The sequence below is a fragment of the uncultured Rikenella sp. genome, from assembly GCF_910579375.1.
Lineage (GTDB): Bacteria > Bacteroidota > Bacteroidia > Bacteroidales > Rikenellaceae > Rikenella.
Window position 1 is genome coordinate 1 of sequence record NZ_CAJTUJ010000128.1, and the last position, 5,212, is coordinate 5,212.

Annotated in this window: 4 protein-coding genes; 2 read left to right on the plus strand and 2 right to left on the minus strand. The window is 61.2% G+C overall.

All coding sequences use genetic code 11. The annotated features are described in order from the left end of the window. Positions 1 to 258: 258 nt before the first annotated feature. Positions 259 to 516, minus strand: coding sequence for a hypothetical protein (locus QZ302_RS08380; RefSeq protein WP_294594411.1), 258 nt, complete (start codon positions 514 to 516; stop codon positions 259 to 261). Between QZ302_RS08380 and QZ302_RS08385 the strand changes: the two genes are divergently transcribed. Together QZ302_RS08385 and QZ302_RS08390 are read left to right on the plus strand one after the other, a co-directional pair. Continuing rightward, positions 515 to 2,026, plus strand: coding sequence for a GH3 auxin-responsive promoter family protein (locus QZ302_RS08385; protein ID WP_294594413.1), 1,512 nt, complete (start codon positions 515 to 517; stop codon positions 2,024 to 2,026). The two genes, QZ302_RS08380 and QZ302_RS08385, sit on opposite strands and share 2 nt — an antisense overlap. Positions 2,027 to 2,058: 32 nt before the next feature. Then, on the plus strand, positions 2,059 to 4,929 hold the full coding sequence (locus QZ302_RS08390) for a calcium-translocating P-type ATPase, PMCA-type (protein ID WP_294594415.1): 2,871 nt from the start codon (positions 2,059 to 2,061) through the stop codon (positions 4,927 to 4,929). A gap of 10 nt (positions 4,930 to 4,939) precedes the next feature. Here the strand turns inward: QZ302_RS08390 and QZ302_RS08395 are convergent. Next, positions 4,940 to 5,212, minus strand: a 273-nt coding sequence (locus tag QZ302_RS08395; RefSeq protein WP_294594418.1) for a hypothetical protein, incomplete at its 5' end; no start/stop codon positions are given.

Sequence of the window (5,212 nt, forward strand, 5' to 3'; positions counted from 1 at the left end):
CAAGAGACGAATGGGTAGTGCTCCTGCGACTCGTAGAGTCGCGTGGGCCGAAGCCTCCCGCAGCGGAGGCCCGCAACTGACGTTGCTTTTAGGCCCCGCAGGCTTCAACCCGCTAAAGCAATTGCATTTTCGCAAACTCGGTTGCGCTTCGCTGGCGGCGAACGGTTAATAGGTGAATTGGGCTATGTTCTTGCAGCCCGCTGCCAGGTCAGAATAAGGTAGCTCCAGCTCCTTGCCCACCGCGGGTACGCACCCCGTTTATTCCGAGAGGCAACGCAACTGAAGAGCGTTACCGCGACTGCTCGGACCATTGGTTTCGAGACGCTCCATGCTGAAACCGAACAATGTCCCCTTGATGTCGCTGACAGCCGACGACCATTGGTACCCATGGTTGCCCGAGTAGCCCAACACCCCCGGCGCATTGTAGCGGAAGCCCGGGGCGGAGCCGAGCCGGACCGCCCTCCGACCGATGAACCAGATGAAAACCAGCATATAACAGCGAGAAAATATCGCCATGTCATTGATCAATTCGATACTCACCACCCTCTATTCCAAACGGCTCAAAGCCATCGAGCACTTCCGGCGCTTCCCGTGGGAAGTCCAGGCCGAACAATTCCGGCTCCTGATGAGCTACGGCGCACAGACCGACTACTTCCGACACTACGACATGCACGCCTACGACTCCGTCGAGACCTACCAGCGGCGGATACCGGTCGTGAACTACGACGACATTCAGACCGAAATCGAACGCATGCGCCGCGGCGAAGAGAACATCCTCTGGCCCGGCAAAGTCGGCTGGTTCGCCAAATCCTCCGGCACCACCGGCGACCGGAGCAAATACATTCCCGTCACCGATGAGATCTTGCACCAGTGTCACTTCCAGGGCGGGCGGGATACTATGGCCCTTTTCGCCTACTACCACCCCCGGAGCAAAGCCTTCAGCGGCAAGACCCTCACCCTCGGCGGCAGCCACCGGCTCGACCCCCTCGGTGGAGGCGTCCAGAGCGGCGACCTCTCCGCCATCCTGATCCACAACGCCCCGGGGTGGGTCAATCGCCTGCGCGAACCCTCGACCCACATCGCCCTGATTCCCGACTTCGAACGCAAAGTGGACGCCATCTGCTGGCGATGCTCCAAACAACGCGTGACCGCTTTCGTCGGCGTGCCTTCGTGGAACCTCGTGCTCATGAACCGCATGCTCGAATACACCGGCACCGACAATCTGCTCGAAGTGTGGCCCGACCTCTCCCTCTTTATCCACGGCGGCGTCAGCTTTGCACCCTATCGCGAACAATATCGGCGGCTGATTCCTTCGTCGCAGATGAAATACATGGAGACCTATAACGCCTCCGAAGGCTTCTTCGCCCTACAGGACAACCTTTCCACCTCCGACATGCTCCTGATGCTCGACTACGGCGTCTTCTACGAATTCCTGCCCGTCGGCGAGCTCGACCGGCCGGAGAAGGCCGTGACGCTGGCCGATGTCGAGATCGGCGTCAACTACGCCATGATCATCTCCACCTCGGGCGGCCTGTGGCGGTATATGATCGGCGACACCGTCGAATTCACCAGCCTCGCCCCTCATAAAATCCGGATTACCGGACGGACCAAGAGCTACATCAACGCATTCGGCGAAGAGATCGTCATCGACAACGCCGAACGTGCCGTCTCGGCGGCCTGTGCCGCGACAGGTGCCCGCGTGCTCGAATACACCGCCGCCCCGATCTTTATGGAAGGGCGGGCCAAGGGGGCACACCAGTGGTTCGTCGAATTTTCCGCTCCGCCGTCGGACGTCATGCTCTTTGCCGAGACCCTCGACCGTACTTTGCAGGAGGTCAACTCCGACTACGCCGCCAAACGGTTCAAAAACACCACCCTCATGCCGCCGCAGCTCGTCGTCGCGCGGAAAGGAGCCTTCTACCGCTGGATGGACGAACGCAAGAAACTCGGCGGACAGAACAAAGTGCCCCGGTTGGCCAACGATCGGAAATATATGGAACAATTATTGAAGATCAACGCCTTGTAGTCTTTTTATCCCTTTAGAAGAAGTATTTTGTTATGACACACCGAGGATTGAGTGCCCGCGAAGTCGAAGCGAGCCGGGCCGAACACGGCGAGAACGTGCTGACCCCTCCGCCGCGGACGCCGTTGTGGAAACTGTTTTTGGGTAAATTTTCCGACCCCGTTATCCGGATTCTGCTGATCGCCGCTTTTCTGTCGTTGGGCATCTCGTTCGTCCACGGCGAATATTATGAAACCGTCGGGATATTCTGCGCCATTTTTCTGGCCACCGGCGTCTCGTTCTGGTTCGAAGTCGATGCCGCCCGCAAATTCGACCTCCTCAACCAGGTGAACGACGACACCCCGGTGCGGGTGATCCGCGACGGACAGGTGCGCGAGGTGGGGAAACGGGAGATCGTGGTCGGCGACATCATCCTGCTCGAAACCGGCGACGAGGTGCCGGCCGATGCGGAGCTGCTCGAAGCCATGGCCTTGCAGGTCGACGAATCCAACCTGACCGGCGAGCCCTCCGCCTTTAAGACCATCCATCCCGAGGAGTTCCGGCCCGATGCCACCTACCCCGGGAACCTTGTCCTGCGCGGGACGAGCGTCATCGAGGGGCACGGCGTCGCCCGGGTGGTTCGCGTGGGAGACGCTACCGAGTTCGGGCGTGTAGCCACCCAGGCGACGGTGCAGGCCGAGGAGAATACCCCTCTCAACCGCCAGCTCGAACGGCTGGCCAAGCTGATCGGCGTGGTGGGCTTCGGCCTGGCCGTTTTCACCTTTGCGGCCTTGTTTCTGAAGGACGTTTTCGACGGCCACGACCGCTTTACGTGGGGGCAGCTGGGGCTGCTCGGCGCAGTGTTCGCCGGGCTGGCGGTGGCTTCGGTCAAGATGTGGCTGCCGTTGGTTTACGACGCTTTCGATCTGGCCGGCCGGCCGCGGCAGATGTCGGCGGGGATTGCGCGGCGGGGCTGGTTTTTCTGGCTGTTGTGCGGGATGTTAGTCTGTGCCGGGATTGCTTCGCTGGGGCTCTTTTTCGGAGTCGATCCGCTGTCGGCTCAGGCTTGGATCGGGCTCGACGCGGCGGGACGGATACTGAACTACTTTATGGTGGCGGTGACCCTGATTGTCGTGGCCGTGCCCGAAGGGTTGCCGATGGCGGTGACGCTGGCGCTGGCGCTGTCGATCCGGAAGATGCTGAAGTCCAATAATCTGGTGCGCAAGATGCACGCTTGCGAGACCATGGGGGCCACGACCGTGATCTGTACAGACAAAACGGGGACGCTGACTGCCAACCGGATGAGCGTCGAGGCGGCCCATTTTGATTTCGGTGTTCCGGAAAGTGTTGTGTACGAGGGGGTTGCGGTCAATACGACGGCCGAGCTGAATCGCGACGATCCGAACCAGCCGAAAGCCCTCGGGAATCCGACCGAGGGGGCGTTGCTGCTTTGGCTCGATGCGGCCGGAGAGAGCTATGCCGGGTGGCGCGAACGGGCCGAGGTTATCGCCCGGTTGCCGTTCTCGACCCGGAATAAGTATATGGCGACGCTTGTTCGCTCGGGGGCGGAGGGGATCGACGGACAAACCGTTTTGTACGTGAAGGGGGCTCCGGAGATCGTTCTGGGGCATTGTGCCGGCCTGTCGGAGGCGCAGCGGACGGAGGTGGAGGCGCAATTGGCCGAATATCAGCAGCAGGCGATGCGGACGTTGGGATTTGCTTATCGGATTTTGCCGGCGGGGGATGAGTCAGCGAAGTATGCTCATGCCGATGCCGAGGCGCTCAAGGCTTTGGTGGCCGAGGGGGGATTGACGTTTGCGGGCTATACGGCGATTATGGATCCGGTGCGGGAGGATGTGCCGGCGGCGGTGGCCGAGTGTATGGAGGCGGGGATTGCCGTCAAGATCGTGACAGGCGATACGCCGGGGACGGCTCGCGAGATCGGTCGTCGGATCGGGCTGTGGGATCCGGCGTCGGACGGCCCGCGGAACGAGATTACGGGCGTCGAGTGGGAGGCTCTCTCGGACGAAGAGGCGTTGGAACGGGCGGCGGAGATCAAGATCATGTCGCGGGCCCGGCCGATGGACAAACAGCGTCTCGTGCAGCTTTTGCAGCGTCGGGGCGAGGTGGTGGCGGTGACGGGCGACGGGACGAACGATGCGCCGGCCCTGAACTTCGCCAACGTGGGTTTGTCGATGGGGAGCGGCACGTCGGTGGCGCGCGAGGCGAGCGACATCACGCTGCTGGACGACTCGTTCGCCAGCATCGCCACGGCGGTGATGTGGGGGCGGTCGGTTTACCGGAATATCCAGCGGTTTGTCCTGTTCCAGCTGACCATCAATGTGGCGGCGTTGACGATCGTTTTTCTGGGGTCGTTGCTGGGGTTCGCCCTGCCGCTGACGGTGACCCAGATGCTGTGGGTCAACCTGATTATGGACACCTTTGCGGCGGGCGCCTTGGCGTCGTTGCCTCCGGATCGGAGCGAGATGTCGCATCGGCCGCGGCGGACGACCGATTTTATCATCACGCCTGTCATGCGCCGGTCGATCCTCTGGACGGGCTTCGGTTTCGTGGCGGTTCTGCTGGGCTTGCTGGCTTGGTTCGGACACACCGGCGGAGGGGTGACGGCGTATGAATTGTCACTCTTTTTTACGGTATTCGTGTTGTTGCAGTTCTGGAATATGTTCAATGCGAAGGCCTATGCGAGCGGTCGTTCGGCGTTCCACGGTTTGTGGCACGACACGGGTTTCCTGCTGGTCGCGGCTTTGATCGTGATCGGCCAGGTGGTGATCGTTTCGTTCGGCGGCGAAGTGTTCCGGGTCGTTCCGTTGTCGTTGAGGGATTGGGCGATCGCGATCGGAGCGACATCGGCAGTGTTGTGGATCGGCGAGGCGCTTCGTCTCATCCGTTCGCGGCGTCGGGCGTAGGGGCAGGCTGTCAGTTGAAATGCGTCAGCATTTCCCGTCCACGGGACGTGGGGCCCGGCCGGCCCGAGGCCAGTCCCCTCAAACCAAACCGCGCGCCACGCCTAAAGAGGGAAATCGTCAAAATGTGCTTGCGTGTTTTGACAAGATTTCCCCGGCGCGCGAAAAAATTTGCCCACTCACGAAAACTCCGTCGCCCGCCCGCGTAAATAAGGGATTTCACTCGTTTTGCGGTGAGCAAAATCGAGATGAAATCCCAGCGGGCGACGGCAAAACGCGGCGGAGC